Raw genomic sequence first — 25,837 nt, forward strand, 5'->3', positions numbered from 1 at the left:
CCGCGTTGCCCGCAGGCGCCTTTGAAGGCAAAATATGCGGTTGAGGCCGAGCCCCTGGCGGGCGCCTGAGGCCTCGCCCCCAAGCCGCCACGCAATCCGCCCGGCCCGCCGTGCGGACCACGCAACGGTACGGCGTCTTTCCGCTCCACTCCGACGGGACTCTCCATGCTCTCCAGCTATCGCCAACACGTTGCCGAGCGCGCCGCGCTGGGCATTCCGCCGCTGCCGTTGACCGCCCAGCAGACCGCCGAGGTCATCGAGCTGCTGAAGGCCCCGCCGGCCGGCGAGGAGGAGTTCCTGCTGGATCTCATCACCCACCGTGTCCCGGCCGGCGTCGACGACGCGGCCAAGGTCAAGGCCTCCTACCTGGCCGCGGTCGCCTTCGGCAGCGAGAACAACGCGCTGATCTCGCGCGCCCGCGCCACCGAACTGCTGGGCACCATGCTCGGCGGCTACAACATCCATCCGCTGATCGAACTGCTCGACGACGCCGAGGTCGGCACCGTCGCCGCCGACGCGCTCAAGCACACCCTGCTGATGTTCGACGCCTTCCACGACGTGCAGGAAAAGGCCGAGAAGGGCAACGCCAACGCGAAGGCCGTGCTGCAGAGCTGGGCCGACGCCGAATGGTTCACCAGCAAGCCGGAAGTGCCGGCCAGCATGACCATCACGGTGTTCAAGGTGACCGGCGAAACCAACACCGACGACCTGTCGCCGGCGCCGGACGCGACCACCCGTCCGGACATCCCGCTGCACGCCCTGGCGATGCTCAAGAACGCGCGCGACGGCATCGTGCCGGAAGAAGACGGCAAGCGCGGCCCGGTCGCCTTCATCGAATCGCTCAAGAACCAGGGCCACCTGGTCGCCTACGTCGGCGACGTGGTCGGCACCGGCTCCAGCCGCAAGTCCGCCACCAACTCGGTGCTGTGGTTCACCGGCGAAGACATCCCCTTCATCCCGAACAAGCGCTACGGCGGCGTGTGCCTGGGTTCGAAGATCGCGCCGATCTTCTACAACACCATGGAAGACGCCGGCGCGCTGCCGATCGAACTCGACGTGTCGCAGATGAACATGGGCGACGTGGTCGAGCTGCGCCCGTACGAGGGCAAGGCGCTGAAGAACGGCGAAGTGATCGCCGAATTCGCGCTCAAGTCCGACGTGCTGCTGGACGAAGTCCGCGCCGGCGGCCGCATCCCGCTGATCGTCGGCCGCGGCCTGACCGCCAAGGCGCGCGAGGCCCTGGGCCTGGCCCCGTCGACCCTGTTCCGCCTGCCGCAGAACCCGGCCGACACCGGCAAGGGCTATTCGCTGGCGCAGAAGATGGTCGGCCGCGCCTGCGGCCTGGCCGAAGTCGATGGCGCGCAGCCGGGCATCCGCCCGGGCACCTACTGCGAGCCGAAGATGACCTCGGTGGGTTCGCAGGACACCACCGGCCCGATGACCCGCGACGAGCTCAAGGACCTGGCCTGCCTGGGCTTCTCGGCCGACCTGGTGATGCAGTCGTTCTGCCACACCGCGGCCTACCCGAAGCCGGTCGACGTCAAGACCCACCACGAGCTGCCGGCCTTCATCAGCAACCGCGGCGGCATCGCTCTGCGTCCGGGCGACGGCGTCATCCACTCCTGGCTCAACCGCATGCTGATGCCCGACACCGTCGGCACCGGCGGCGACTCGCACACCCGTTTCCCGGTCGGCATCTCGTTCCCGGCCGGCTCGGGCCTGGTCGCGTTCGCCGCGGCCACCGGCGTCATGCCGCTGGACATGCCCGAATCGGTGCTGGTCCGCTTCAAGGGCCAGATGCAGCCCGGCGTGACCCTGCGCGACCTGGTCAACGCGATCCCGTTGGCCGCGATCAAGCAGGGCCTGCTGACCGTCGCCAAGCAGGGCAAGAAGAACATCTTCTCCGGCCGCATCCTCGAGATCGAAGGCCTGCCGCAGCTGAAGGTCGAACAGGCGTTCGAACTGTCCGACGCCTCGGCCGAGCGCTCGGCCGCCGGCTGCACGGTCAAGCTGGATAAGGAACCGATCATCGAGTACCTGACCAGCAACATCACCCTGCTGAAGTGGATGATCGCCGAAGGCTACGCCGACGCCCGTTCGCTGCAGCGCCGGATCAAGGCGATGGAAGGCTGGCTGGCCAACCCGCAGCTGCTGGAAGGCGACGCCGACGCCGAGTACGCGGCGGTGATCGAGATCGACCTCGACCAGATCGTCGAGCCGATCGTCGCCTGCCCGAACGACCCGGACGACGTGAAGACCCTGTCCGACGTCGCCGGCGCGGTCATCGACGAAGTCTTCATCGGTTCGTGCATGACCAACATCGGCCACTTCCGCGCCGCCGCCAAGCTGCTGGAAGGCAAGCGCGACATCCCGACCCGCCTGTGGGTCGCGCCGCCGACCAAGATGGACGCCTCGGAGCTGACCAAGGAAGGCCATTACGGCACCTTCGGCACCGCCGGCGCGCGCATGGAAATGCCGGGCTGCTCGCTGTGCATGGGCAACCAGGCGCAGGCGCGCGAGGGCGCGACCGTGTTCTCGACCTCGACCCGCAACTTCCCCAACCGTCTGGGCCGCAACACCAACGTGTACCTGGGTTCGGCCGAGCTGGCCGCGATCTGCTCGCGTCTGGGCCGGATCCCGACCCGCGAGGAGTACATGGCGGACATCGGCGTGATCAACGCCAACGGCGACAAGATCTACCGCTACATGAACTTCGACCAGATCGAAGACTACAAGCAGGTCGCCGACACCGTCGCCGCCTGATTCCGGCTGCGATGCGCGACGAAAAACCCCGGCCTCGGCCGGGGTTTTTCTTTGTCCGGCGCCCGTGCCGGGTGCTAGCGCTTCTTTTCCTGGCCCCGCCGGCGATGAGTTGGCGGACGCTCGCCTCCGTTGTGTCATCGGCGGCTTCGGGACTCTGCGGGGAGACTCGGTGAGGCGCGGCAGCGTCGCCGTTACGGCAGCACCGCCGTCATCGAGCCAAGGGTGCGAAGAGATGTCGCGGCTGTGGCCGTCCGCCGTTGCGCAGCGCGTGACTGTCAATGAAGGGATCGCCGCGACCGCGACTTGCCGGCCGCGAAAGGACAAGGACATGAAAACGACGCACAAACCGGCGCGCTCCGACCGAGTCGAACAAGCCATGCGCTGGACCCTGGCCCTGGCCCTGATCGCGGCCGTGATCTGGGCCTGGGGTCATGGCGGCGCCGGCGCCCCGTTCGCAGGCTGAGCGCCTCGGCCGTCGCAAGGAGTAGGAACGGCGTCCCACAGGGATTTCCTCCGGTCACAAGCCGCGACCGCGCTGCAGCGAAGGCCGGCGCCGGGCCTCATCGATAGCGACGATCCAGCCCCCTGTAGGAGCGGCGTAAGCCGCGACCGCCTAAGCGACGAACGCAAGCATTCGCTCCGCAGACCGGAGCGGCGCGGTTTTTGTCGGAGCGGCACGGGTTTTTTGTCCGAGCGGAACCGATAGGCCGGGCTTCGGCGACATCGCTTGCGCCCACCGCTGCGGTGGGCGCGGCTTGCGCCGCTCCTACAAGAAGGGGCGCCGGCGCGGATGAGCGACGTCGTAACAGGGTAGGAACGGCGTCCCACGGGGATTTCCTCCGGTCACAAGCCGCGACCGCGCCACAGCGAAGGCCGCGATAGCGACAACCCCGCCCCCTGTAGGAGCGGCGTAAGCCGCGACCGCCGCAGCGACGAACGCAAGCGTTCGCTCCGCAGACCGGAGCGGCACGGTTTTTTTGTCGGAGTGGAGCCGATTGGCCGGTCTTCGGCGACATCGCTTGCGACCACCGCTGCGGTTGTCGCGGCTCACGCCGCTCCTACAAGGGGGAGCCGACTCCGACGAGCGGCGTCATAACAGGGTAGGAGCGGCGCAAGCCGCGACTGCGCCGCGACGAAGGCCGATGCCGGCCTCATCGATAGCGACGACCCAGCTCCTGTAGGAGCGGCGTCAGCCGCGACAACCGCAGCGGTGCAAGCGAGCGTAGAGCCCGCAGACCGGAATCGGTCAGGCGCGGCCAGTCCGGATCGGCCCGCCGCCGCTCAATCCAGCCGCGCCTCGATCGCCTCGAGCATGGCGCGGCGGCGCAGCAGGAAGTCCCAGTAGCTGCCGCCGAGCTGGCGCCACAGCACCGCCGAACGCACTGCGGCGAGCAGGGTGGCGCGCACTTCGGCGACCACGCCGGTCTGGCCGAGGTAGTGCGGGTTGCCTTGCACCAGCACGCGCGGGCGCAGGTGGCTCAGGGTCTCGGCGTACAGGGCGCCGAGCGCGGCGATCACCTCGGGGTGGCTGCTGCCCAAGCGATAGGCTTCGCCGGCCTGGGCGTGGATCCCGCGCAGCACCTTGTCGGCGACGGCGCGGTCGCGGGCGAAGCGGCGTTCCAGTTGCAGCACCGCCAGCGCCAGCCGCGGCAGGTGCTCGTCGGCGGGGCGGTTGACGAAGTAGTCCTGCAGCAGCATCAGCCCGGGGCGCAGATTGGCCGCGCCGCCGAACACCGCCGCCGGCGAGGACGCGTCGATGCGGAACACCGAATCCAGCGCGGTCGACAGCACCGCGGCGTTGGCCTGGCCGGTGTCGGCGATGCGCCGTACCTGGGCCAGGGCCTGGGCGAGGCCGGCGAGGGCGAGGACGCGTTCGGAAAGATCGGCCATTACGGGGTCGGATCCTGGTTCGAATGAGGGGAGGTCGGGCCGCAGGCCGGGGCGTCGGTGGCGGCGATCACCGCGCCGCCGAGGCAGGTCTCGCCGTCGTAGAGCACCAGCGACTGGCCCGGGGTCACCGCGCGCTGCGGTTCGGCGAAGCGCACCCGCAGGCGGCCATCGTCGAGCACTTCGACCTCGCAGGCCTGGTCGGGCTGGCGGTAGCGGGTCTGCGCAGTGCAGGCGAAACGCCGCGCCGGCGGCGCGCCGTCGATCCAGTGCGCGGTCTCCGACCACAGGGTCTGCGAGCGCAGCCAGGGGCTGTCGCTGCCCTGGTCGACATAGAGCACGTTGCCGGCGACGTCCTTGCCGACCACGTACCACGGCGCCGGCTCGAAGCCGCGCACGCCGCCGATGTTCAGGCCCTCGCGCTGGCCGAGGGTGAAATAGAACACCCCCGGATGGCGACCGACCGTGCGCCCGTCCGGGCTGCGGATCTCGCCCTCGCGCGCCGGCAGGTAACGCGACAGGAACTCGCGGAAGTCGCGCTCGCCGATGAAGCAGATCCCGGTCGAGTCCTTCTTGGCCGCGGTCGGCAGGCCGGCGGCGCGGGCCATCTCGCGCACGTCGCGCTTGAGCAGGTCGCCGAGCGGGAAGCGGGTCGCGGCCAGCTGGGCCTGGCCGAGCTGGTGCAGGAAATAGCTCTGGTCCTTGCTGCGGTCGACTGCCCGCAGCAGGCGGTAGCGGTCGCCGTCGCGCTCGACCCGGGCGTAGTGGCCGGTGGCGATGAACTCCGCCCCCAGCTCGCGCGCGGCGTCGAGGAAATGCTTGAACTTGATCTCGCGGTTGCACAACACGTCCGGATTGGGCGTGCGCCCGGCCGCATATTCGGCCAGGAAGTGCTCGAACACTCCGGCCCAGTACTCGCCGGAGAAATCGCGGAAATGGATCGGCAGGCCGAGCCGGCCGGACACCGCGACCGCATCGCGGCGGTCGTCTTCGGCGCGGCAGTCGCCGCTGCCGTCGTCGGCCCAGTTCTGCATGAACAACCCGGCCACCGGCTCGCCGGCGTCGCGCAGGCGCAGCGCCGCGACCGAGGAATCGACCCCGCCCGACATGCCTACGATGGTGCGCACCGACCCGCCCATGACGATCAGACCGCTGCGTCGCCCACGCCGGGCACGGCCAGGTGCTGCAGCAGGTCCAGCGAGTGCCGGCGCCCGCCGAGGAAGTCGGCCGCGACCCGCCAGACCAAGGGGCTGCGGTGCTGGTCCGCACGCGCCTGCAGCTCGGCCGGACTCATCCACAGCGCCTGCACGATGCCCTCGTCGAGGGCGCGGTCGGGGTGGTGGCGGACCGGTTCGGCGGCGAAGGCGAAGCGCAGGTAATGGCGGCCGCCGCTGCCGTCGGCCTGCAACGGTGCTTTCCACTGGTAGGCGCCGACGAAGGCGGTCAGGCGCACGTCCCAGCCGGTTTCCTCCAGGGTTTCGCGCAGCGCCGCCTCGATCAGGCTTTCGTCGGGCTCCAGGTGGCCCGCCGGTTGGTTCAGCACCAGCCGGCCGCCGACCGATTCCTCGACCATCAGCAGGCGGCCGCCGTCGACCACGACCGTGGCGACGGTGACGTCGGGTTGCCAGAAGCGGCCTTGGCGGTAGCTCACGTCAGAATTCGTCCTGGCCGGGGGAGAGTTCGGCTTCCATCTCGTCGGCGGCGCGGACCACGTAATCGATCGCGTCGTCGAGGTCCTCGCGGCTGGCGGCCGCGTCGAGCTTGACCACGAACACCGCCACCGAGTCCTGCTTGACCCAGCCGCCCATCTTGCTGAGCTGGCTGTCCTCGAGCAGGCGGTTGGCGACGTCGGCCGGGAACTGCTTGGCCGAGGTGCGGTAGGCCGGCGACCAGACCTCGCGCACCTGCAGCTTGCCGTAGCGCTCGGTGCGCGACAGCACGTAGGCCATCTGGCTGCGGTCGCCGTCCAGGCCGAAGGTCAGCACATAGTCGCCGTCCTCGTCGACCTGGTACTTGTAGCCCAACTGGTCGAGCTGCTCGCGGATCCGCGCATCGGCCTGGGCCGCCGGCTGGGCGGTCTGCGCCGGTTCGGCCGCCGGCGCGGCCAACGCCAGGGCCGGCAGCAGGGACAGGGTCAGGGCGCAGAACAGTCGGCCGGTGCGGGGCATGAGGATCCTTGAGTCGCGGCGCCGGCGCTCAGCGACCGGCCTGCCGCCCGAGATGGCGGCATATCGGCATTTTGCAATGCGGCCGCGGATGCGTCCATGACGCGGCGCGGGCGCATGGTCCGGACGCGACAGGGGTCTATAATCGGACGATGGCCAAACAGACCGAACACGAACATAGTCATGGCGTTCTGGTGGAGCCGGGAAAACCCGAGCTGGCCCGGCCGCCGCTGTACTCCGTCATGCTGCTCAACGACGACTACACCCCGATGGACTTCGTGGTCGAAGTCCTGATGCGGTTCTTCCCCATGAACGTCGAAAAAGCCACCCAGATCATGCTCCACGTCCATACCCGCGGGCGGGGCGTTTGCGGCGTCTTCACGCGCGAAGTGGCGGAGTCCAAGGTTGCACAAGTGAACGAATTTTCAAGGATGCATCAGCACCCCTTGCTGTGCACGATGGAAAAGGCCTAAAAGGGGGCTGTAAGGGTCCCGTTGGGGCGGGGCATGGAAAAGCCGGCGAGCGCCCCCACGTAGCGTGCATACGTTCTGGAGGCTTCGCCCCATGTTCAGCAAGGATCTCGAATACAGCATCGGCCAGTGCTACAAGCGCGCCCGCGAGGCGCGCCACGAGTACATGACGGTCGAACACCTGCTGCTCGCACTGCTCGACAACCCCTCCGCCGAGGCCGTGCTCAAGGCCACCGGCGCCGACTTCGCCCGCCTGCGCACCGACCTGGAGCAGGCCATCGCGACCTCGGTCCAGGTGTTGCCGGACGACGTCGACCGCGACACCCAGCCGACCCTGGGCTTCCAGCGCGTGCTGCAGCGCGCGGTCTACCACGTCCAGTCCTCGGGCAAGAAGGAAGTCACCGGCGCCAACGTGCTGGTCGCAATCTTCGGCGAGAAGGACTCGCACGCGGTCTACTTCCTCAACCAGCAGGACGTGGCCCGGCTCGACGTGGTCAATTACCTGTCCCACGGCATCGTCAAGCACAGCGCCGAGGACGGCCCGGGCCACCACGAGGAAAGCGAGTCCAAGCCGGCCGAAGGCGGCGAGGGCGAGGGCAAGTCCGACGCCCTGGCCGAGTTCGCCAGCAACCTCAACCAGCTCGCCCGCGAAGGCAAGATCGACCCGCTGGTCGGCCGCGCCGACGAGGTCGAGCGCACCATCCAGGTGCTGTGCCGCCGGCGCAAGAACAACCCGCTCTACGTCGGCGAGGCCGGCGTGGGCAAGACCGCGATCGCCGAAGGCCTGGCCAAGCGCATCGTCGACGGCGAGGTGCCGGAGGTGCTGCGCAACGCCACCATCTTCGCCCTCGACCTGGGCGCGCTGGTCGCCGGCACCAAGTACCGGGGCGACTTCGAGAAGCGGCTCAAGGCGGTGCTGGCCCAGCTCAAGCGCCAACCCGAGGCGATCCTGTTCGTCGACGAGATCCACACCATCATCGGCGCCGGCTCGGCCAGCGGCGGGACCATGGACGCCAGCAACCTGATCAAGCCGGCGCTGTCCTCCGGCGAGCTGCGCTGCATCGGTTCGACCACCTTCCAGGAATACCGCGGCATCTTCGAGAAGGACCGAGCCCTGGCGCGGCGCTTCCAGAAGATCGACATCGTCGAGCCGACCGTCGGCGAGACCTACCAGATCCTGCAGGGGCTCAAGCCCAAGTACGAGTCGCACCACGGCGTGACCTACGCCGACGAGGCGCTGCAGGCCGCGGTCGACCTGTCGGTCAAGCACATCGGCGACCGCCTGCTGCCGGACAAGGCCATCGACGTCATCGACGAGGCCGGCGCGCGCCAGCGGCTGCTGCCGGAAGGCGTGCGCAAGCAGCTGATCGACATCGAGGAGATCGAGATGATCGTGGCCAAGATGGCGCGCATCCCGACCAAGCAGGTCTCGGCCAGCGACAAGGACGTGCTCAAGAACCTCGAGCGCAACCTCAAGATGGTGATCTTCGGCCAGGATCCGGCGATCGAGACCCTGGCCTCGGCGATCAAGCTGGCGCGTTCGGGCCTGGGCAATCCGGACAAGCCGATCGGCAACTTCCTGTTCGCCGGCCCGACCGGCGTCGGCAAGACCGAGGTCACCAAGCAGCTGGCGCTGCAACTGGGCATCGAGCTGGTGCGCTTCGACATGTCCGAATACATGGAGCCGCATTCGGTCAGCCGCCTGATCGGCGCGCCCCCGGGCTACGTCGGTTTCGACCAGGGCGGCCTGCTGACCGAGAAGATCGTCAAGACCCCGCACTGCGTGCTGCTGCTGGACGAAGTCGAGAAGGCGCATCCGGACATCTTCAACATCCTGTTGCAGGTCATGGACCGCGGCACGCTGACCGACACCAACGGCCGCGAAGCCAACTTCAAGAACGTGATCCTGGTGATGACCACCAACGCCGGCGCGGCCCAGGCGGCGCGGCGCTCGATCGGCTTCACCAAGCAGGACCATTCGACCGACGCGATGGAGACCATCCGCAAGAGCTTCAGCCCGGAATTCCGCAACCGCCTGGATGCGGTGGTGCAGTTCCAGGCGCTGGCCTTCGAACACATCCTGCGCGTGGTCGACAAGTTCCTGATCGAACTGGAAGCGCAGTTGCACGAGAAGAACGTCACCTTGACCGCGACCCCGACCGCGCGCGACTGGCTGGCCCAGCACGGCTTCGACCCGCTGATGGGCGCGCGGCCGATGGCGCGGGTGATCCAGGACAAGGTCAAGCGGCCGCTCGCCGACGAACTGCTGTTCGGCAAGCTGGTCGACGGCGGCCGGGTCACCATCGACGTGCAGGACGACGAACTGGTCGTGCGTACCCAGGCCGAGCCGGAGCGGCTGTTGCCGGTCTCGGTCTGAGCCGGGGCCGCTTTGCCGTGTTTGGCGGTTAGCGCCCGCCGCGGCGCGGCCGCCGTCCCTGAAACCGTCCCTTGCGGCCGCCGTGTGCGGCCGCAAGCGTTTGCGCGCCAAGGATTCGCCGCCGCTGCCGCGCGCCGCCCGCGCGCCCGTCGCAGCCGGACGCCGGTCGCGGCTTCGGCGCGGGCACCTGTCCAAATGCGCAGTAGGCCGTAAATCGGCCGCTCCGGCGGTGCTAGCGTCGCCGCTGGTCCGCAAGCACGCGGACCGACGGTCCACGGCGGATCGTCCACTCTGATCGGGAGTCGGTCTATGAGAGTGTCCATGCTGTCCCGGGCGGCGCTGGCCGCCTTCGTGTTCGCCTGCAGCGCGGCGACGGCGTTCTCCGCCGAAAACCCCTGCCAAACCTGCTATGCGACCTACGACCGCTGCCAACGGCTCGGTCTGGAGAACTGCGAAGCCAGGCTCGACCTGTGCCTGCGCCGCAATAACTGTCCGTTGCAGTAAACGCCACCGTCGGTCCGCGTCCGGCGCGTCCGCAGGGATGTGCCTGCCGGTCGCGCCGTGCGCAGGACGACGCCATCGCAAGACTCACAAGGAAGGAGCCATCGCATGTCGTTTCGCAAGTTGTCGCTGACCGCCGTCGCCGCGTTCGTGTTCGCCACTTCGGCGGTCGCCGCGACCCGCATCCCGGTTTCGCCGTGCCAGGTCTGCCGCGCCGCCTACCAGCAGTGCATGCTCGACCCGACCCTGGAATGCGAATCGGAATTCAGCCGCTGCCTGATCCAGGCCGGCTGTCCGCTCGAATAAGTCCGCCTCGTCCAACGCACGATAGAGAGGGAGTTCGCCATGAAGCTACGCCGTGTGACTCTGGCCGCCGTCGCGGCCTTCGTATTCTCCAGCGCCGCGACCCTGAGCGCGGTCGCCGCCGATCCTTGCGACACCTGCTGGCAGCGCTACAACCGCTGCATCGAAGTCGGCTCCGACCCGGGCTATTGCGAATACCGGGTGACCCAGTGTCTGGCCGCGGCCGGTTGCCCGGCGCCGCCGTTCTGAGGGGCGGGGATTCGGGATTGGCGATTCGGGATCGGCGGAGCGGGTGCGGTTGATCCCGGTTTGCCGGTGCGCTGCGCTTCGAACCCCGGATACGGAAAAGGCGGCCCTTCGGCCGCCTTTTCTTCATGCGCTGCGATCGACCGCTCGGCCGATCAGCGACGGCGGCGGTAGCGGTCGTAGGTTTCCTGGTCGATCTTGTCGACCGCGCCGACCGCGCAGGTGTCGCGCTGGGTCTTGACCACGCTGCCGCTCGGGCACAGGCGGTTGGCCTGCTGCTCGCTGGAGATCTCCATCTTGTTGGTGATGCTGAGGTCGGCGCAGGTCTGGCGGAAGCCCACCCGGTAGTAGTCGTCGGCGTTCTTGACCACGACGAACTGGGCGCCGGCGCGGGCGATCTGCGATTCGCTGCCCAGGTCGATGCAGGCATCGAGCTTCTGTTGCGCCGCATTGGCCGCGGTGGCGGACAGACAGAGCAGGCTGGTCAGGGCGATCTTGCGGAACAGCGACATGGGGGCATCCTCGTTTGTGCCGGCTCGTTATTGAGCTTGTGGCGAAGTTTGATCGAACACGACGCGGGCGAAATCTGGAGGAAGTCGTTATGACCTTCGTCACTGCATGACCTTCGGCCTAAACGTTTCGCCTGCTGCGTGCATCTGGGTTCCATTGATGCGGCGAGCGCGCGATCGGTTGCAGCGCTTGGCGGACTTGTTTAGTCGGTTCGCGGCGGACGCGCTCGCCGCTGCGACGAACCGCGGCGAGCGGGCGACGAAACCCGGCTTCGCGCCGCCGAGCCGGCGTGGCGGGCGGCATCATGCGCGCGATGTATGGCGCGATGTTTACCGCGGCGCGGCGGCAAGCGAGGCGTCGCTGCCGGCGTCGCATTCGAGCGCTGCCGAATGCTGTGTGCGATGGGGCGCGGCGATGGCGGGCGAGCGGTGTGGTTTCGCCGAATGCGCGGCGTGAGTTCGAACGGCTGCGCGTCGTTCGCGGCTGGCCGCGGGTTCGGGGCGTCGTCGTCGCTTCAGGGCGGTCCCGCCCGGTGGCGCGACATCGGTTGCGACTCCATCGCCGCGCGGGCCACAAGCGCCCGTCGCCAAAGGCGGCATTCGATACGAGGGCGGGATGGGGTGTGGCAGGCCGGTGGGCGGGGCTGCGGAGACTGCGCTTGCTAACACCGCTGCGGTGGGTCGCGACTCGCGGTGGGAGGACATCCCGTGGACATCCCGTGGGGTGCCGCTCCTGCCCCGGAAGGGCGGCTTCGGTCGGCGGCGTAGTTTGTGCAGTCGCTGCCCGCTTCCTGTCGCGGCTGACGCCGCTCCTACAAGGGGCGCGCAGCGGTCCGGGAGGAGGGCGCAAGCCGCGGCCGCGGCGGCAGGGCCGCTCGGCGGCCGTTGCGCCACGCGCTGATCGAGCGGGCACGAAAAAGGCGGCCCATGGCCGCCTTTTTCAATGACTTACCGCAATTACTTCATGCGGTAGGTGATGCGACCCTTGGTCAGGTCGTAAGGCGTCATCTCGACCTTGACCTTGTCGCCGGTCAGGATCCGGATGTAGTTCTTGCGCATGCGACCCGAGATATGGGCGATGATTTCGTGCCCGTTTTCGAGACGCACGCGGAACATGGTGTTCGGAAGGGTTTCCGCCACCGTGCCCTCGAATTCGATCACGTCGTCTTTTGCCATGTGTTTCCCGAAAGGATCGCTGCAGTCGCGAAGGGTGGGCGCCAAGCGCCCGCGAAGCCGCGCATTCTGCCATGCCGGAGCCGCGAGAGCAAAAATCCGTTAATCGCAGCGCCGGACGCGACCGGCCCGGTCGGCGGCGACCGCCCGATCAGGCCTCGGCGTCCGGCGCCGCGGACGCCGCGCCGGCCAGCCGCGCCGCCGGCCATTCGCCGAAGCGATCGCTCCAGGAGCCGGGCGTTTCGTCGATCGCGCACAACTGCGCGACTCGTTGCAGGAACTGCGTCCGCGGCATGGATTCGGCGCCCAGGCCGAGCAGGTGCGGGTTCTCGACCTGGCCGTCGAGCAGCGGCCAGCCCCATTCGTGCAGGCGCCGGGCCAGCGCAGCCAACGCGACCTTGGAGCCGCCGCTGCGCGCGCTGAACATGCTCTCGCCGAAGAACATGCGCCCGATCGCGACCCCGTAGATGCCGCCGACCAGGGTCTCGCCGGCGTAGACCTCGACCGAATGGGCGTGGCCCAGCCGGTGCAGGCGCAGGTAGGCGGCCTCCATCTCGGCGGTGATCCAGGTCCCGTCCTGGCCGCGCCGCGGCGACCGCGCGCAGGCCGCGATCACCTCGGCGAAGGCGGTGTCGGCGCGCACCGTCCAGTCGCAGCGGCGCAGGCCGCGGCGGAACTTGCCGCCCAGGCGCACGCCGTCGGTGCGGAACACGGTGCGCGGGTCCGGGCACCACCACAGCAGCGGATAGCCGTCCGAGGGCCAGGGGAAGATGCCGTGGCGGTAGGCGTTGAGCAGCCGCTGCGGGCTCAGGTCGCCGCCGACCGCGAGCAGGCCGTCGGGCTCGTCCAGGGCGCGTTCGGCCGGCGGAAACGGCGCCAGCGGGTCGGGCGAGAGCAGGGCCGGCAGGCGCTTCACCGCGTCGGCTCCGCGCCGTCGACCTGCTTGAACGGCGAATGCGCGGCCAGGGTCGCGGCATAGCGGCGCACCGAGGCGGCTTCGTCGCGGCACCACTCGCGCAGGGCTCGGCCGAAGCCCGGGTGGGCCAGCCAGTGGCGGCTGCGCACCTCGGTCGGCAGGAAGCCGCGGGCGATCTTGTGCTCGCCCTGGGCGCCGGGCTCGAACCGGTGCAGCCCCTCGCGCAGGCAATAGTCGATGCCCTGGTAGTAGCAGGTCTCGAAATGCAGGCCGGGCAGGTTCAGCTCGGCGCCCCAGTAGCGTCCGTACAAGGTGTCGCCGCCGCGCAGGCACAGCGCGCCGGCGATCGCGGCGCCGTCGCGCTGGGCGAGGAAGATCACCAGCGCCTGCGGCAGCTCGCGCGCCAGGTGGCGCAGGAACTCCAGGGTCAGCGCCGGGTGGTTGCCGTACTCGGCGAAGGTGTTGCGGTAGAAGCGGTGCATCGTCGCCAGGTCGTCGTCGCTGGCGCTGTGGCCGTCGACCACCCGGTAGGTCACCCCGGCGCGGGCGACCTTGGCCCGTTCCTGGCGGATGTTCTTGCGGTGCTTGTGGTCGAACGCGGCGAGGAAGCCGTCGAAGTCGCGCCAGCGCCGGCCCTGCGCGTCGGCCGGGTTGTGCCAGTGGTACTGCACGTCGATGCGCTGCAGCCAGTCGCCGTCGCCGGCGAAGCTGGCGTCCTCGTCGTCGCGATGGAAGTTGACGTGCACCGAGGACAGGCCCTGGCGCTCGCACAACTGCGCCAGCGCGGCCGGCAGCAGGCGCCGGTCGGCCTCGTCGCGGGCCAGCAGGCGCGGTCCGGTGACCGGCGAGTACGGCACCGCCGCCAGCCACTTGGGGAAGTAGTCCAGCCCGTGCTGGGCGTAGGCCTGGGCCCAGGCGTGGTCGAACACGAATTCGCCGTGCGAATTCTGCTTCAGATAGGCCGGCACCGCCGCGACCAGTTCCTCGTCGCGCCACAAGGTCAGATGGTGCGGGGTCCAGCCCCAGTCCGGGCGCAGGCAGCCGTGCCGCTCGAGCCCGTGCAGGAAGGCATGGGCGAGGAAGGGATTGCGGCCGTCGTGCAGCGCATCCCACTGCGCCGGCGCGATCGTCGCCAGCGAGTCGAGCAGGCGCGCGGTGGTGGCGCCGGCGGCGTTCATGGCGCCGCCGCCGCGACGGGTCCGCGCGCGGGCGGACCGGAAGGGCGGGCGGGAGCGGCTGCGTCGCCGCCGTCGGTCCCGCCCATCGCTCAGGCGTCCTTGTCGAGGAACTTCTCGGCGTCCAGCGCGGCCATGCAGCCGAAGCCGGCCGAGGTGATCGCCTGGCGGTAGACCTGGTCGGCGACGTCGCCGGCGGCGAACACGCCCTCGACCGAGGTCTGGGTGGAGTTGCCGTCCAGGCCGGTCTGGATCACCAGATAGCCGTTCTTCATGTCCAGCTGGCCGTCGAACAGCGAGGTGTTCGGGGTGTGGCCGATGGCGACGAACAGGCCGTGGATGGCCAGTTCGCGGGTCGAACCGTCCTGCACCGACTTGACCCGCACTCCGGTCACGCCGGCGTCGTTGCCGAGCACTTCGTCGACGGTGTGGTGCCACACCGGCTCGATCTTGCCGGCCTGGATCTTGGCCTGCAGTTTGTCCTGCATGATCTTCTCCGCGCGCAGGGTGTCGCGGCGGTGGACCAGATAGACCTTGCGGGCGATGTTGGACAGATACAGCGCTTCTTCGACCGCGGTGTTGCCGCCGCCGATCACCGCCACGTCCTGGTCCTTGTAGAAGAAGCCGTCGCAGGTCGCGCAGGCCGACACGCCGCGGCCCTTGTATTCCTCTTCCGAGGGCAGGCCGAGGTACTTGGCGGTGGCGCCGGTGGCCAGAATCAGCGCGTCGGCGGTGTAGTCGCCGTTGTCGCCCTTGAGCCGGAACGGGCGCTTGGACAGGTCGGCGGTGTGGATGTGGTCGAACACGACCTCGGTGTCGAAGCGTTCGGCATGCGCCTGCATGCGCGCCATCAGGTCCGGGCCCATCAGGCCGTGCGCGTCGCCGGGCCAGTTGTCGACCTCGGTGGTGGTCATCAGTTGGCCGCCCATCTGCAGGCCCGTGATCACCAGCGGCTTCAGGTTCGCGCGAGCGGCGTACACGGCGGCGGTCCAGCCGGCCGGGCCGGAACCGAGGATGACGACGCGGGAGTGCTTCGAAGGGGTCATGTATATAATCGCGGGCAGTTGGGAGCGCGCTCTGCGCAAAAAGAAACTTCGTTACTCCGGCCATACGCCGGCGTGTTGAAGATTCCGGGGCAGGGCATAGCTTGGAGGCGCGGTCACGGCAAAACAAGGCGTACCGCGCGGACGCATCGTTGCGGCCCGCGCGAATCGCCCGATGCCGGATAACGCGCCGCCCGCAACCGGTGTATCCAGACGCCGCACGGACGCAGCATCGACGCACCGGACGGCCGGGCCGCCCCCTGACTCGCCTTCACGATCGGCCACCGCGATCCGCAAGACCGTTGTTTAGCGCACCACCCACCACACACCGCTCGAACTAACTACAACAGGGCTTGGGGCGCCGCGCATGCGGCGTTTTTTCTGGGCCGCACTGGAGACTGCAATGCGTATCGGCGTACCGAAGGAAACCAAGACTCTCGAAGGGCGCGTCGCGCTCGTTCCCGCCGCCGCGGGCGACCTGGTCAAGCGTGGCCACGAGGTCTGGCTGGAAAAGGACGCGGGCATCAAAAGCGGCTTCAAGGACGAGGACTACACGCGCCTGGGCGTGAAGATCGCGCCGGACGCCGCCGCGCTGTACGAAAAGGGCGAGATGATCGTCAAGGTCAAGGAGCCGATCGCCGGCGACCTGCAGCACCTGCGCAAGGACCACCTGCTGTTCTGCTACCTGCACCTGGCCGCCGAGCCGGTGCTGACCAAGCAGCTGCTGGACATCGGCCTGACCGGCGTCGCCTTCGAGACCGTCGAACTGCCCAACGGCGATCTGCCGCTGCTGGCGCCGATGTCGATCATCGCCGGCAAGATCGGCGTGCAGGTCGGCACCCACCTGCTGCACCAGCCGATGAGCGGCAAGGGCAAGCTGCTCGGCGGCCTGCCGTCGACCGAGCGCGGCAAGGTGGTGGTGTTCGGCGCCGGCCAGGCCGGCGGCGCGTCGGCGGCGCTGGCCGCGGCCGGCGGCTCCAACGTCACCGTGTTCGAAATGCGCCAGGACCGCATGGACCAGATGATGCGCCTGGGCAACAACGTCACCGCGCTGTACCCCTACGTCGACGTGGTCGCGCGCGAAGTGGCCTCGGCCGACCTGGTGATCGGCGCGGTGCTGGTCACCGGCGCCCGCGCCCCGCACGTGCTGACCCGCGAGATGCTCAAGGGCATGGAAGACGGCAGCGTGGTGGTCGACATCTCGATCGACCAAGGCGGCTGCTTCGAGACCTCGCGTCCGACCACCTGGAAGGAACCGACCTACGTCGAAGAGGGCGTGACCCACTTCTGCGTGACCAACATGCCCGGCGCCGTGCCGCAGACCTCCTCGCAGGCGATCTGCGCGGCGATCCTGCCGTGGGTCAACAAGCTGGCCGCCGGCAACGAATGGCGCAACAACCCGGCCCTGGTGCGCGGCATCAACGTCGAGGGCGGCAAGCTGATCCATCCGGCGCTGCAGGGCATGGCGCTTTAAAGCCGGGAATGGGGAATGGAGAATCGGGAATCGGCTCGGTCGGGCCGGTTCCGGTTTCTGGCGCAGGGGCGGTGCGGGCGGAGCGGGGCTCCGTCACGTGGCCGCCCCTTTGTCGTTGGTGGGCGGGGTTGGGGACTAGGGATTGGGTTTGGGAGGGGCGGCGGGGGCGTCTCAGCTCATCGGATCCGCTCCCGGTAGCCTGTTGCAGGTGATACCGTTCGGAGGCGGGGCCGGGGCGGTCGAGGTCGCTGCCCCTCGCTCCCGGCCCGTGTTCACTCGTTTCCAGCTCTTTCCTGTATATTCAAAGACTAACGATAGCAACCTAAGGCAGCACATCACGGTGGCGTCCGCACCCACAGCCGCTCGCAAGAAGGCCAAGCCAACCGAAGAGGTCAAGAGCGCGCCGTCGCCGAAGCGGCAGCGCCTGATGCGCGATATCGCGCTGATCCTGATCGCGCCTTTGCTGCTGTATCTGCTGGCCAGCCTGCTGACGTTCTCGCCGCAGGATCCGGGCTGGTCGCATTCGGGTTCGATCACCGCGCCGCTGCACAACCTCGGCGGCCGGGTCGGCGCCTGGATCGCCGACGTGCTGTTGTACCTGTGCGGCTATGTCGCCTTCCTGTTGCCGCTGATGCTCGGCGCGATCGCCTGGATCGCCCTGTTCGGCATGGACAGCGACGGCGACGGCGAGGCCGACCTCGGTCCGGCGCTGCGCCTGATCGGCATCGTCGGTTTCCTGGTTTCGGCCACCGGCCTGCTGCAGCTGCGCTTCGGCCCGGCCGAAGACTTCTCCGCCGGCAGCGGCGGCATCCTCGGCCAGTTGGTCGGACGTTCGCTGTACTCCGGCTTCGGGCCGGTCGGCGGCAACCTGTTCCTGCTCGCCCTGTTGCTGATTTCGGTGACCCTGGCCACCGGCATCTCCTGGTTCGCGGTGATGGACAAGATCGGCCAGTGGGTGATGGCCGCCGGCCCGAGCCTGAGCAAGCTGTTCCGCCGCGGCAGCCAGCAGGCGACCGAGTGGCGCCAGACCCAGGTCATGCGCGAGGAGCGCGAAGAGGCGCGCAAGGTCGATACCGAGCTGCGCGCCAAGCGCGAGAAGGTCAAGATCGAGCCGCCGCCGGCGCCGGTGGTGGAAAAGAGCGAGCGCGCCAAGCGCGAAACCCAGATTCCGCTGTTCCACACCAGCGACGGCAGCGGTGTGCCGCCGCTGGCCCTGCTCGACGATCCCAAGCCGCAGCCCAAGGGCTACAGCGAAGAGACCCTGGAAACCCTGTCGCGGCAGATCGAGTTCAAGCTCAAGGACTTCCGCATCGACGCCCAGGTGGTCGGCGCCTACCCGGGCCCGGTGATCACCCGTTTCGAAGTGCAGCCGGCGCCGGGGGTCAAGGTCAGCCAGATCTCCTCGCTGGACAAGGACATCGCCCGCGGCCTGTCGGTGAAGTCGGTGCGCGTGGTCGACGTGATCCCGGGCAAGTCGGTGATCGGCCTGGAGACGCCGAACACCAGCCGCGAGATGATCTTCCTGTCCGAGCTGCTGCGCTCGAAGGAATACGACAAGTCCGGCAGCGTGCTGACCCTGGCCCTGGGCAAGGACATCGCCGGCCGGCCGACGGTGGCCGACCTGGCGCGCATGCCGCATCTGCTGGTCGCCGGCACCACCGGTTCGGGCAAGTCGGTCGCGGTCAACGCGATGGTGCTGAGCCTGCTGTACAAGGCCTCCGCGAAGGACCTGCGGATGCTGATGATCGACCCGAAGATGCTCGAGCTCTCGGTCTACGAGGGCATCCCGCACCTGCTGGCGCCGGTCGTCACCGACATGAAGGAAGCCGCCAACGGCCTGCGCTGGTGCGTGGCCGAAATGGAGCGCCGCTACAAGCTGATGTCGGCGGTCGGCGTGCGCAATCTGGCCGGCTTCAACAAGAAGGTAAAGGACGCGCAGGACGCCGGCCAGCCGCTGATGGACCCGCTATTCAAGCCCAACGCCGAGCTCGGCGAGGCGCCGCGGCCGTTGGAGACGCTGCCGTTCATCGTCATCTTCATCGACGAATTCGCCGACATGATGATGATCGTCGGCAAGAAGGTCGAAGAGCTGATCGCGCGCCTGGCGCAGAAGGCGCGCGCGGCCGGCATCCATCTGATCCTGGCTACCCAGCGGCCCTCGGTCGACGTCATCACCGGCCTGATCAAGGCCAACATCCCGACCCGCATCGCCTTCCAGGTGTCGAGCAAGATCGACTCGCGCACCATCCTCGACCAGTCCGGCGCCGAGACCCTGCTCGGCCACGGCGACATGCTCTACCTGCCGCCGGGCACGGCCATGCCCGAGCGCGTGCACGGCGCCTTCGTCTCCGACGAGGAAGTGCATCGGGTGGTCGAGCACCTCAAGCAGATCGGCGGCGGCCCGGACTACATCGAGGGCGTGCTGGACGAGGTCCAGACCATGGGCGACGGCACCGTGGTCGGCGCCACCGGCCTGCCGGAAACCAACAGCGGCGGCGGCGACGAGTCCGACCCGCTGTACGACGAGGCGGTGCGGATCGTCACCGAGACCCGCCGCGCCTCGATTTCCGGCGTGCAGCGCCGGCTCAAGATCGGCTACAACCGCGCCGCGCGCCTGATCGAGGCGATGGAAGCGGCCGGGGTGGTGTCGCCGCCGGAGCACAACGGCGACCGCAGCGTGCTGGCGCCGCCGCCGCCGAAGTAAGCGCGCAGCGGGCGAGGGCGGCGCTTCGGCCGCCGCGCCGCGCGATCCCAGGCGATTCGGTCCGACGGTTCGGCCCCGATCGCTCGACGGCCGCAAAGCAAGGCGCCTGCCGTCCGAAGACGGCAGGCGCAGGGGCCCAAGCGGGTTGGGCCTAGGCGGTTTAGATCGAACGATTACTGACAGCGGCGGCGGGTGACTTCCAGCTCGCCGCTGAGGGTGCCCCAGGTCGTGCGACGGCCGTCGCAGCTCCAATGGACGTAGCCGACCAACTGGCCGCTGGTGTTGTAGTACTCCTCGAACTGCTCCGAACCCAGCGGCGGCGCATTGGCGGCGCTGGTGCCGGCGACGAGGGTGCCGGCGATGACGAGGGCGGCGGCCAACAGGGCTTTCTTGCTCATGGAAACTCCTTGTGATGTTGGTTGGCCCCGACGGACGGGGGGCGGATACCGGCTTCGTGCCGGCAAGGCGCAAGGTTCGCGACGCGCACGAACCGGGGCGGGCGATGCGGCTGCCCGTCGCGGAACCCGGGGGAGACTCGGCCGGTCGGCGCGAACGTTACGACTGTCACAGACTGTACCGGCTAGCGGGCATGGCAAAATGTGTTCTGAACCGCGGTTTGCTTGTCACGAGCCCGTTCAGACATCGCCACGCACACTGCCGCCATATCGTTTCCAGGAGTACACCCGTGCCTGCCTTCCTTCGCCGCAACGCCGTCGCGGCCACGCTGTCCACGCTGCTGCTGTCCACCGCGATGTTCGCCGGCGCGGCGGTGGCCGGCGGGCGCGAGGACCTGGGCGTCTTCACCCGCGGGCTCAAGGGCCTGGACGGGCAGTTCGCGCAGAAGGTCTACGACCCCAACGGCAAGCTCAAGGAAAGCTCCACCGGCCAGGTCGCGCTGTCGGCGCCGCGGCTGTTCCGCTGGGAGTACGCCAAGCCCTATCCGCAGCTGATCGTCGCCGACGGCAAGAAGGTCTGGGTGTACGAACCGGACCTGCAGCAGGCCACGGTGCGTCCGCAAGGCGTGGAAGAGCAGAACAGCCCGCTGGCCGCGCTGATCGACCCGAGCAAGCTCGATGCCATGTTCGTGGTCAAGGAGGCCGGCAACGCCGACGGCCTGAACTGGCTGTCGTTGCAGCCCAAGCAGCAGGAAGCCAGCTTCCGCAGCGCCAAGCTCGGCTTCAGCGGCGGCAGTCTGGCGAAGATGGAAATCGTCGACGCGCTGGGGCAGAAGACCGAGATCAGCTTCAGTGGCTGGAAGCGCAACCCCAGCTTCCCGGCCGGCACCTTCAAGTACGCGCCGGCCAAGGGCGTGGACGTGATCGGCGAAGGCTGAGCCTTCGCCGCGCGGCACGACTGCCGCGGCGCGCGCCTTATAGCGCTTTCTCGTAGCGGATCGTGGTCAGCCCGCTGTTCCATTCCGTGTCCGGATAGCGCGCGCTCTCGCGGTAGCCCAGGGCCAGGTACAGGGCCTGGCTGGCGCGGTTGAAGGTGTCGGTCTCCAGGCTCGCCTCGGTCAGGCCTTCGCCGCGCATCGCCGTTTCCAAGGCCCGCATCAGCGCCCGCGCCACGCCGCGGCGGCGGGCCTGCGCGCCGACGTGCAGCGAATCGACGAAAGCGTCGCTGCGGCCGGCGAAGCCGACCACGGCGCCGTCGAGTTCGGCGACCAACAACTGCAGCAGTTGCGCGTCGACATAGCGTTCGGCCACGCGCTCGCGCCGGTAGTCGGCGATCGCTTCGGCGGTGAGTTGCGGGCGCCAGGTGTCGGCGAAAGTTTCCGCCAGCAGGGCCAGCACCGCGGCGCGGTCGTCGGCGCGGGCGGGGCGGATCTGCGGCGCAGTGGAGATCGGTGCGGCGGACATCGGCGAGAAGCTGGCGAAAGGATCGGGTAGAGAGGATCGCGCTGAGAGCGGCGGGCCGAGAGGGGCGTGCCGAGAGGATCGGGCGACGGACAGCGCGCATTGTCGGCGCCGCGCCGCGGACCGGCAACGCGCGCGGCGAAGCCCACGCATCGAAGCCGGCTCGTCGAAGCCAGCGCATCGAAGCACCGTCCCGCCGCAAGCGGAGGCGGGTGCCGGCGTCGCCGAGGACCGCGGCGCACCGATGTCGCGAAGCGTGACCAAGATCGGTTCGCGCTGGGCTGCGGGACGGGGTTTGCGAGCGGCGTCGCAATGCAGCGGGTCGTCCGTCGCCCGGTTTGCGGACTTCCAGCGCACTGCGGGCGGCGCAGCGCGGCCGCGCTCGCCCGCGCGATGCGGGCCGACCCGGGCGGCGTGACATGATCGCCGCGCTTCGCCGCGGCGAAGCCGGCGCAGGCGCGACGCTGGCCGCATGCGCGCGCTCCCCACGCCAGCGCCCAGCCAGGAGCACCACCGCATGAAGCGCCTCATCGAATGTCTTTCGCTGTCGATCGTCTTGCTGCTGCCGGCCGTCGCCGCGGCTCAGTTCTACGAGAAGGACAACGGCGTCATCCGCGTCCGGCTCAACGAAAAAGTCCCGCCGCTCATCGGCCATTCGCCGATGATCACCAGCTTGTGGATCGCCGGCCGCCAGGCGGTGCCGAACGACAACGTCGGCGCCGGCTTCCAGATGACCACTCGCAGCTACAAGGGCAACGAGTACAACCCGACCCAGGGCGGCGATTGCACCGGCCGGCCCTCGCTGCTGACCGGCGTGATCCCGGACTGGAACGGCGCCCAGCTCGGCACGCCGGCCAGCCGCGGCATCCTGCTCGGCATCGACCCCTTGCTCTACGATGAGCCGGGCCTGTCCGGCTCCTGCAGTGGCGGCAAGCCGAATCCGGCGCCCTACGACATGGCCTTTGGCGTCACCCTCGGCGACGGCATCGCCATGCCGCGCGAAGCGATGATCGTGGACATGTCGATCCGCAAGGATCACCCGGACGCGGACCATCTGTTCAAGGCGTTGTCCGAACTGCCGGTCGCTTACGTCGACGCCGATTTCCTGCGTTACGCCTACTACAGCGTCGACGGCGTGCATTTCCAGCGCTTGAACGTCGATTCCAGCCACGATCTCAAGCAATGGCCCTGGAACGTCAACCACCACCGCAGCGGCCATGCCATCGCGCTGTGCGATCGCCCCGACATGGTCGAGCAGCCCAGCCAGGGCACCTGCATGGCGTTCTATTCGCACGAACCGACGCTGCTCACCGCCAGCCGCCGCCAGGGCGCGCCGTCCGAACTGGGGTTGATGACGACGCTGGGCGACGACGACTTCGGGACCCAGATCGTCGACACCCAGTGGCACACCGCGCGCCGGCTGGTCGCGGTGGGGCACCTGACCAGCGTCGCGGCGGTGATCGCCTACGCCGAGCAACATATCCCGGCCTCGTCGTGGGGACAGTGGTGATCGCGCGGTTCGGCTAAGCCGGAGTGCGCGGCGGAACGGGCGCGGCGATGTGGGCTTCGGCCCGCATCGCCCGTCGTTCGACGCTGCGCGTGCGCCGAGCGCGCTGGGGCTCAACCCGGCGCCTGCGCCGGGAACCAGTGCGCCCGCGCCAGCCAACCGGCCAGGAAGCGCTGCAACAGCGGATGGGCCTGGGCCAGTTGGCAGTAGTAGGCGATCCGCCCCGCGCGATAACGCGCATACAGCTGGGGCTGGTCGGCCTTGAGCAGGGCCGCCAGGGTTTCCGGACCGAAGCGGCCGTCGACGCACAGCGGCGGGCCGAGCAATTGCTGCAGCAGGACGATCGCGTGGAAGCCGGCGTTGACGTAGAAGTCGAACACGATGTCGGCCAGGTACTGCAGCGCGATCGCGTCGCCATGCAGCGGATCCCAGTACAGGGTCTTGTAGAGCGTGCCGGCCTGCGCCTGAGTGAGTGCGCGCAGGTCGTTCAGGGTCGGGGCGATGCCGAGCAGGGTCTGGGAATGCGCCTCGAACGTGCTCAGGGTGATGCCCATGTTGGTGGCGCCGCCCGGGTCGTAGGGATTGTCGACATAGCCGCCTTCGAAACGCAGCAGCTGCGGGAGGTAGGTCTGGAAGTAGGCCATGGAGGCTGCCGGTTGCGCCGCGGGCGGATACCGGTGACAACGCAGCAACCGTGGGCTTGTGACCGCGGCCAGGGCGAGGGCGGCTGCAGCTCCCGACGGGGATTTGCGAAATCGAGCCGGATCAACGCCTTGCGCGCGATGCCGATCCGGCGGCGGCGCTAACTTGCTATCGTGTCGGCCGATACGACACCGGATCCGTCCTGGCCCGTGGCCCGCCGCAACCCCGCTTCCTCCGAGGACCAACGCGACCTGCTCAGCGTCGACCGCGACGGCCTGCGCCCGCTGGCCGAGCGCATGCGCCCGCGCAGCCTGGACGAGATGGTCGGCCAGCGCCGCCTGCTGGCGCCGGGCTCGGCGCTGCGCCGCGCGGTCGAGTCCGGGCGGGTCCATTCGATGATCCTGTGGGGCCCGCCGGGCTGCGGCAAGACCACCCTGGCCCTGCTGTTGGCGCGTTACGCCGACGCCGAGTTCCGCGCCATCTCGGCGGTGCTGTCGGGCTTGCCCGAAGTGCGCCAGGTGCTGGCCGAAGCCGCGCATCGTTTCGCCGAAGGCCGGCGCACGGTGCTGTTCGTCGACGAGGTGCATCGCTTCAACAAGACCCAGCAGGACGCGTTCCTGCCGCACATCGAACGCGGCACGATCATCTTCGTCGGCGCGACCACCGAAAACCCTTCGTTCGAACTCAACTCGGCGTTGCTGTCGCGCTGCCGGGTGCACGTGATGGAGGCGGTGTCGCCGGAAGACGTGCGCGCGGCCCTGCGCCGGGCCCTGGACGACGCCGAGCGCGGCCTCGGCGCGCAGCCGGTCCGGGTCGAGGACGAATTGCTGCTGCAGATCGCCACCGCCGCCGACGGCGACGTGCGCCGCGCCCTGACCCTGCTCGAGATCGCCGCCGAGCTGGCCCAGGACGAGGGCGGCGCGATCACCGCCGCGACCCTGGCCCAGGTGCTGGCCGACCGCACCCGTCGCTTCGACAAGGGCGGCGAGCAGTTCTACGACCAGATCTCGGCGCTGCACAAATCGGTGCGCAGCTCCAACCCCGACGCCGCCCTGTACTGGTTCGCGCGCATGATCGACGGCGGCTGCGACCCGCATTACCTGGCCCGGCGCCTGACCCGGATGGCGGTCGAAGACATCGGCCTCGCCGATCCGCGCGCGCTGCAGATGGCGGTCGACGCCTGGGACACCTACGACCGCCTGGGCAGCCCGGAAGGCGACCTGGTCTTGGCCCAGGTGGTGATCTATCTGGCCAGCACCGCCAAATCCAACGCCGGCTACGCCGCCTACAACCAGGCCAAGCGCGACGTCGCCGAGCACGGCACCCAGGACGTGCCGCTGCACCTGCGCAACGCGCCGACCAAGCTGATGAAGCAACTGGGCTACGCGCAGGGCTACCAGTACGACCACGACGCCGAGGGCGGCATCGCCCTGGACCAGACCGGCTTCCCGGATGCGATGGGCGAACAGGTCTATTACCGGCCGGTGGCGCGCGGGCTGGAGATCAAGCTGGGCGAGAAACTCGAACGGCTGCGCCGCCTGCGCGCGCAGGCGCGCGGCGAGGCGCCGCCGGATCTCGGCGAGGCAGGCTCGGGCGAGGCGGGCTCGGGCGAGGGCAGCGCGGACGGGGCCGGCTAGGGTCTATCCTGCGCGTCTTGCAGCTGCGGCCGGGCCGCGTAGAGGTCGGCACGGCCGACCGGGAGGCGGCGATCCATGTGGGGTTCTTTCATCGCCATCGGCCTGGGCGCGGCGCTCGGCGCCTGGGCGCGCTGGGGCCTGAGCCTGTGGCTCAATCCGCTGCACGCGCAGCTGCCGCTGGGCACCCTGGCGGCCAATCTGGTCGGCGGCTACGGCATCGGCCTGGCCCTGGCCTGGTTCGCCCAGACCCCGGCGCTGGCGCCGGAATGGCGGCTGTTCGCGATCACCGGCCTGCTCGGCGGCCTGACCACCTTCTCGACCTTTTCCGGCGAAGTCGTGCAGCAGCTCGAGCGCCAGCAGTTCGGCTGGGCCCTGGGCACGGCGGCGCTGCACCTGCTCGGTTCGCTGGCGATGACCGCCGCCGGCCTGGCCAGCGTGCGGGCCTGGGCGCGGCTGGGCTGAATCCGCTCGCCGGAGGCGCCGGGCCGG

The 25,837-nt window shown here is 69.2% G+C and carries 26 protein-coding genes; 14 read left to right on the plus strand and 12 right to left on the minus strand.

Annotated features, from left to right (window positions below; genetic code table 11):
- The first annotated feature begins 165 nt into the window (after positions 1 to 165).
- On the plus strand, positions 166 to 2,763 hold the full coding sequence (acnB, locus tag K4L06_RS17485; protein ID WP_221672606.1) for a bifunctional aconitate hydratase 2/2-methylisocitrate dehydratase: 2,598 nt from the start codon (positions 166 to 168) through the stop codon (positions 2,761 to 2,763).
- A 328-nt stretch (positions 2,764 to 3,091) separates the two neighbouring features.
- On the plus strand, positions 3,092 to 3,226 hold the full coding sequence (locus K4L06_RS22660; protein WP_255595198.1) for a hypothetical protein: 135 nt from the start codon (positions 3,092 to 3,094) through the stop codon (positions 3,224 to 3,226).
- Positions 3,227 to 4,044: 818 nt separating this feature from the next.
- Here K4L06_RS22660 and hflD read toward each other — a convergent pair.
- Genes hflD through K4L06_RS17505 form a run of 4 tightly spaced genes read right to left on the minus strand, consistent with a single transcriptional unit; the run spans position 4,045 to position 6,818 of the window.
- Complete coding sequence (gene hflD / locus K4L06_RS17490) at positions 4,045 to 4,653, minus strand: high frequency lysogenization protein HflD (protein WP_221672607.1); 609 nt, start codon at positions 4,651 to 4,653, stop codon at positions 4,045 to 4,047.
- The gene (mnmA, locus tag K4L06_RS17495) at positions 4,653 to 5,789 is read right to left on the minus strand and encodes a tRNA 2-thiouridine(34) synthase MnmA (RefSeq protein WP_221672608.1); all 1,137 of its coding nucleotides are present in this window, start codon (positions 5,787 to 5,789) and stop codon (positions 4,653 to 4,655) included. The genes hflD and mnmA overlap by 1 nt, the downstream gene beginning before the upstream one ends.
- Before the next feature lie 5 nt (positions 5,790 to 5,794).
- On the minus strand, positions 5,795 to 6,301 hold the full coding sequence (locus K4L06_RS17500; RefSeq protein ID WP_221672609.1) for an NUDIX hydrolase: 507 nt from the start codon (positions 6,299 to 6,301) through the stop codon (positions 5,795 to 5,797).
- A 1-nt stretch (position 6,302) separates the two neighbouring features.
- Positions 6,303 to 6,818 (minus strand): YbjN domain-containing protein, encoded by a 516-nt coding sequence (locus K4L06_RS17505; RefSeq protein ID WP_255595199.1) that lies wholly within the window; start codon positions 6,816 to 6,818, stop codon positions 6,303 to 6,305.
- Positions 6,819 to 6,967: 149 nt separating this feature from the next.
- Here K4L06_RS17505 and clpS point away from each other — a divergent pair, with 149 nt between their 5' ends.
- The 5 genes from clpS (at position 6,968) to K4L06_RS17530 (ending at position 10,715) form a co-directional block, all read left to right on the plus strand.
- Positions 6,968 to 7,288: an ATP-dependent Clp protease adapter ClpS gene (gene clpS, locus K4L06_RS17510; protein WP_221672610.1), complete on the plus strand. Its 321-nt coding sequence runs from the start codon at positions 6,968 to 6,970 to the stop codon at positions 7,286 to 7,288.
- A 91-nt stretch (positions 7,289 to 7,379) separates the two neighbouring features.
- A complete protein-coding gene (clpA, locus tag K4L06_RS17515) occupies positions 7,380 to 9,662 on the plus strand; it encodes an ATP-dependent Clp protease ATP-binding subunit ClpA (RefSeq protein WP_221672611.1) in 2,283 nt (760 codons plus the stop codon).
- A 309-nt stretch (positions 9,663 to 9,971) separates the two neighbouring features.
- Positions 9,972 to 10,166 carry a hypothetical protein gene (locus tag K4L06_RS17520; protein WP_221672612.1) on the plus strand — a complete coding sequence of 65 codons (195 nt, stop codon included), beginning with the start codon at positions 9,972 to 9,974 and terminating at the stop codon, positions 10,164 to 10,166.
- 105 nt (positions 10,167 to 10,271) lie between these two features.
- The gene (locus tag K4L06_RS17525) at positions 10,272 to 10,469 is read left to right on the plus strand and encodes a hypothetical protein (protein WP_221672613.1); all 198 of its coding nucleotides are present in this window, start codon (positions 10,272 to 10,274) and stop codon (positions 10,467 to 10,469) included.
- A gap of 39 nt (positions 10,470 to 10,508) precedes the next feature.
- Entirely contained in the window at positions 10,509 to 10,715 is a 207-nt protein-coding gene (locus tag K4L06_RS17530) for a hypothetical protein (RefSeq protein WP_221672614.1), read from the plus strand.
- A 152-nt stretch (positions 10,716 to 10,867) separates the two neighbouring features.
- Here K4L06_RS17530 and K4L06_RS17535 read toward each other — a convergent pair whose 3' ends face one another.
- On the minus strand, positions 10,868 to 11,224 hold the full coding sequence (locus K4L06_RS17535; RefSeq protein WP_221672615.1) for a hypothetical protein: 357 nt from the start codon (positions 11,222 to 11,224) through the stop codon (positions 10,868 to 10,870).
- Between the two features lie 106 nt (positions 11,225 to 11,330).
- Between K4L06_RS17535 and K4L06_RS17540 the strand changes: the two genes are divergently transcribed.
- Positions 11,331 to 11,678 (plus strand): hypothetical protein, encoded by a 348-nt coding sequence (locus K4L06_RS17540; RefSeq protein ID WP_221672616.1) that lies wholly within the window; start codon positions 11,331 to 11,333, stop codon positions 11,676 to 11,678.
- A 500-nt stretch (positions 11,679 to 12,178) separates the two neighbouring features.
- On the opposite strand, the gene infA is transcribed toward K4L06_RS17540, so the two are convergent.
- From infA to trxB, 4 genes are all read right to left on the minus strand, one after another.
- A complete protein-coding gene (gene infA, locus K4L06_RS17545; protein ID WP_031372296.1) occupies positions 12,179 to 12,397 on the minus strand; it encodes a translation initiation factor IF-1 in 219 nt (72 codons plus the stop codon).
- Positions 12,398 to 12,545: 148 nt separating this feature from the next.
- Positions 12,546 to 13,310, minus strand: coding sequence for a leucyl/phenylalanyl-tRNA--protein transferase (gene aat, locus K4L06_RS17550; RefSeq protein ID WP_221672617.1), 765 nt, complete (start codon positions 13,308 to 13,310; stop codon positions 12,546 to 12,548).
- Positions 13,307 to 14,488, minus strand: coding sequence for a GNAT family N-acetyltransferase (locus K4L06_RS17555; RefSeq protein ID WP_221672618.1), 1,182 nt, complete (start codon positions 14,486 to 14,488; stop codon positions 13,307 to 13,309). The genes aat and K4L06_RS17555 overlap by 4 nt, the downstream gene beginning before the upstream one ends.
- 89 nt (positions 14,489 to 14,577) lie before the next feature.
- Entirely contained in the window at positions 14,578 to 15,531 is a 954-nt protein-coding gene (gene trxB, locus K4L06_RS17560; protein ID WP_221672619.1) for a thioredoxin-disulfide reductase, read from the minus strand.
- A 400-nt stretch (positions 15,532 to 15,931) separates the two neighbouring features.
- Between trxB and K4L06_RS17565 the strand changes: the two genes are divergently transcribed.
- Together K4L06_RS17565 and K4L06_RS17570 are read left to right on the plus strand one after the other, a co-directional pair.
- Complete coding sequence (locus K4L06_RS17565) at positions 15,932 to 17,002, plus strand: alanine dehydrogenase (RefSeq protein WP_221672620.1); 1,071 nt, start codon at positions 15,932 to 15,934, stop codon at positions 17,000 to 17,002.
- A gap of 340 nt (positions 17,003 to 17,342) precedes the next feature.
- A complete protein-coding gene (locus K4L06_RS17570; protein WP_343225779.1) occupies positions 17,343 to 19,706 on the plus strand; it encodes a DNA translocase FtsK 4TM domain-containing protein in 2,364 nt (787 codons plus the stop codon).
- Between the two features lie 173 nt (positions 19,707 to 19,879).
- Here K4L06_RS17570 and K4L06_RS17575 read toward each other — a convergent pair whose 3' ends face one another.
- Positions 19,880 to 20,104, minus strand: coding sequence for a DUF6289 family protein (locus K4L06_RS17575; protein WP_221672622.1), 225 nt, complete (start codon positions 20,102 to 20,104; stop codon positions 19,880 to 19,882).
- Positions 20,105 to 20,391: 287 nt separating this feature from the next.
- Here K4L06_RS17575 and lolA point away from each other — a divergent pair, with 287 nt between their 5' ends.
- Positions 20,392 to 21,039, plus strand: a complete 648-nt coding sequence (lolA, locus tag K4L06_RS17580) for an outer membrane lipoprotein chaperone LolA (protein WP_343225780.1) — start codon at positions 20,392 to 20,394, stop codon at positions 21,037 to 21,039.
- Between the two features lie 37 nt (positions 21,040 to 21,076).
- Here lolA and K4L06_RS17585 read toward each other — a convergent pair whose 3' ends face one another.
- Entirely contained in the window at positions 21,077 to 21,565 is a 489-nt protein-coding gene (locus K4L06_RS17585) for a GNAT family N-acetyltransferase (protein ID WP_221672624.1), read from the minus strand.
- A 514-nt stretch (positions 21,566 to 22,079) separates the two neighbouring features.
- Between K4L06_RS17585 and K4L06_RS17590 the strand changes: the two genes are divergently transcribed.
- The gene (locus K4L06_RS17590) at positions 22,080 to 23,072 is read left to right on the plus strand and encodes a hypothetical protein (protein WP_221672625.1); all 993 of its coding nucleotides are present in this window, start codon (positions 22,080 to 22,082) and stop codon (positions 23,070 to 23,072) included.
- A gap of 110 nt (positions 23,073 to 23,182) precedes the next feature.
- Here K4L06_RS17590 and K4L06_RS17595 read toward each other — a convergent pair whose 3' ends face one another.
- Positions 23,183 to 23,713, minus strand: coding sequence for a glycosyl hydrolase 108 family protein (locus K4L06_RS17595; RefSeq protein ID WP_221672626.1), 531 nt, complete (start codon positions 23,711 to 23,713; stop codon positions 23,183 to 23,185).
- Between the two features lie 294 nt (positions 23,714 to 24,007).
- On the opposite strand from K4L06_RS17595, the gene K4L06_RS17600 reads away from it, so the two are divergent.
- Both K4L06_RS17600 and crcB read left to right on the plus strand, forming a co-directional pair.
- A complete protein-coding gene (locus K4L06_RS17600) occupies positions 24,008 to 25,348 on the plus strand; it encodes a replication-associated recombination protein A (protein ID WP_221673677.1) in 1,341 nt (446 codons plus the stop codon).
- Between the two features lie 75 nt (positions 25,349 to 25,423).
- Positions 25,424 to 25,810: a fluoride efflux transporter CrcB gene (gene crcB / locus K4L06_RS17605; protein WP_221672627.1), complete on the plus strand. Its 387-nt coding sequence runs from the start codon at positions 25,424 to 25,426 to the stop codon at positions 25,808 to 25,810.
- The last annotated feature ends 27 nt before the right edge of the window (positions 25,811 to 25,837 follow it).

The organism is Lysobacter sp. BMK333-48F3 (genome assembly GCF_019733395.1).
In the GTDB taxonomy this organism is placed as follows: domain Bacteria; phylum Pseudomonadota; class Gammaproteobacteria; order Xanthomonadales; family Xanthomonadaceae; genus Lysobacter.